Origin of the sequence: Achromobacter animicus (assembly GCF_902859585.1) — a bacterium.
Taxonomy (GTDB): domain Bacteria; phylum Pseudomonadota; class Gammaproteobacteria; order Burkholderiales; family Burkholderiaceae_B; genus Achromobacter; species Achromobacter animicus.
In genome coordinates, this window is record NZ_CADIJM010000040.1 from 1 (window position 1) to 1,199 (window position 1,199).

Annotated in this window: 1 protein-coding gene; it reads right to left on the reverse strand. The window is 57.0% G+C overall.

Translation table 11 applies throughout. The features are described from left to right. Positions 1 to 21: 21 nt before the first annotated feature. Complete coding sequence (locus HV681_RS27665) at positions 22 to 978, reverse strand: IS110 family RNA-guided transposase (RefSeq protein WP_175126284.1); 957 nt, start codon at positions 976 to 978, stop codon at positions 22 to 24. Positions 979 to 1,199 lie beyond the last annotated feature (221 nt).

Genomic DNA, 1,199 nt, shown 5'->3' on the forward strand with positions numbered 1-1,199 from the left:
GACGAGATTCTATGGTCTCGGTCAAGCAGTCGTAGGTCGCAATTTCTCTGGATCAAAGGGTTGACCTGTTCGCCATACCCCGTACGCGATCCGCAGGAGTTTGCGCGCGATTATGACCAAGGCCGCAGTCGAGGCCAGCCCTCGAACCCTGAGCATGGCGTAGTAATCCTTGAATTGTTCCGTGCGCGCCGCTGAGCTAGCCGCGTTGTAGAGCAATGTCCTCGCGGCTTTATCGCCCTGCTTGCTTAGCCGGCGCCGGCCGACTTTTCTTCCGGATTCGTTCGGCCTCGGATCCAGGCCACAGAAGGCTACCGCCGCATCGCTGCTGGCAAAGTCGATCCGGCTGAACAAGCTCGTCAGGGCAACGCCGGTTATCGGTCCTATGCCGCATATGCCGGTGAGCAGACCGTATGTCTTGGCCCAGTCATTCTGGGCCTTAATCTTGGCAATCATTTCCCGTTCGAGCTGCTCTGACCACGCCGTCAAACTTGCGAGAGCCTTCTTCTGATGGCTGCTTACGCAACCATGTCGCTGGGCCGACAATCGCAAGGATGTGCCCACACGGACCACCGTCGATCTCAGCGCCTGAAATGCTCTGACTTCCTGCAATTCTGGAGATATCGGTTCGTAACGATGCAGCTTTTTGTGATGCTGCGCGATGTATTGCGCGATGACGGCGGCATCCAATCGATCTGTCTTGCCGCGGTTCCCCAACGAGATGGCGTAATGATGAACGTGGGTCGGGTTAAGGACATAAACCTCAAATCCGCGCTCATGCGCCGTACGAGCCAGGAGCTCTTGATAGCCTCCTGTCGCTTCCATGGCGATCACACTAGTGGCCGGCAGACGCTTTAGCCAGCCCACGATGCTGGAGCGATTGTTGGGCAAGACGCCCGTCACGATCTCTCCGTCAGATGCGGCTACTTGAAGTTCAAACTTGCCGACATCGACCCCAATAAAAACGATTGAAGTTTGCATGACAGCTCTCCCTGCGATACGTTAAATCCGCTGGGGTAGCCACGCCTCGGGCGTTACCTTGCGATCAATCGGCGGTCTCGGCCGCTAGATTCCTTATCGACGCGTGAGGCGGGGTGGGATGCTCTCGTAGTGGCAGTCCGGGTGCAACCGGCTGATGGTTGAAGACGTCCCTTACCCCAGCGCCTTTCTTCTTCGAAAGACGCATCCACACCATACAAGGT

What these genes read in the sequence shown, in the direction of transcription:
- HV681_RS27665 (WP_175126284.1), bottom strand. Translation starts at nt 978, where the DNA reads ATGCAAACTTCAATCGTTTTTATTGGGGTCGATGTCGGCAAGTTTGAA.